The organism is Flavobacterium granuli (assembly GCF_900129705.1).
GTDB classification, from domain to species: Bacteria; Bacteroidota; Bacteroidia; order Flavobacteriales; family Flavobacteriaceae; genus Flavobacterium; species Flavobacterium granuli.
This window is the reverse complement of the sequence record NZ_FQWO01000032.1, coordinates 1-1,211: the sequence shown is the minus strand read 5'-3', so window position 1 is coordinate 1,211 and position 1,211 is coordinate 1. Positions and strand designations below refer to the sequence as shown.

Below are 1,211 nucleotides of genomic sequence, written 5' to 3'. Positions count from 1 at the left end.
AATGTAACTTGTAATGGCGCCAATGATGGAACCATTACCGTAACTGCGCCTGCCGGTGGTTATGGAACTTATGAATACCGATTGAACACTGGAGCATGGCAATCTAGCGGGAACTTCAGCGCTCTGGCCAATGCTACTTATAGTGTGCAGATTCGCGATGCAGCAAATCCTACTTGTGTAATTGTATTGGGCGACCAAATCATAACGCAGCCAGCTGCCTTGACTGCCGCTGTGGCCAAAACAAATGTAACTTGTAATGGCGCCAATGATGGAACCATTACCGTAACTGCGCCTGCCGGTGGTTATGGAACTTATGAATACCGATTGAACACTGGAGCATGGCAATCTAGCGGGAACTTCAGCGCTCTGGCCAATGCTACTTATAGTGTGCAGATTCGCGATGCGGCAAACCCTACTTGTGTAATTGTATTGGGTGACCAAGAAATTACACAGCCAGCTGCCTTAACAGCCGCTGTGGACAAAACAAATGTGACTTGTAATGGTGCCAATGATGGAACTATTACCGTAACTGCGCCAACTGGTGGTTATGGAACTTATGAATACCGATTGAACACTGGAGCTTGGCAAACTAGCGGGAACTTCAGCGCTCTGGCCAATGCTACTTATAGTGTGCAGATTCGCGATGCGGCAAACCCTACTTGTGTAATTGTATTGGGTGACCAAGAAATTACACAGCCAGCTGCCTTAACAGCCGCTGTGGACAAAACAAATGTGACTTGTAATGGTGCCAATGATGGAACTATTACCGTAACTGCGCCAACTGGTGGTTATGGAACTTATGAATACCGATTGAACACTGGAGCTTGGCAAACTAGCGGGAACTTCAGCGCTTTGGCCAATGCTACTTATAGCGTGCAGATTCGCGATGCGGCAAACCCTACTTGTGTAATTGTATTGGGCGACCAAATCATCACGCAGCCAGCTGCCTTGACTGCCGCTGTAGCTAAAACAAATGTGACTTGTAATGGCGCCAATGATGGAACTATTACCGTGACTGCGCCAACTGGTGGTTATGGAACTTATGAATACCGATTGAACACTGGAGCTTGGCAAACTAGCGGGAACTTCAGCGCTCTGGCCAATGCTACTTATAGCGTGCAGATTCGCGATGCGGCAAATCCTGCTTGTGTAATTGTATTGGGCGACCAAATCATAACGCAACCCGCTGCCTTGACTGCCGCTGTGGACAA

General features: G+C 48.0%; 1 protein-coding gene. It reads left to right on the top strand.

Features of this window, described 5'->3' with window-relative positions; all coding sequences use genetic code 11:
• A partial coding sequence (locus tag BUB25_RS16310; RefSeq protein WP_211517663.1) for a SprB repeat-containing protein occupies positions 1–1,211 on the top strand: 1,211 nt, incomplete at both ends.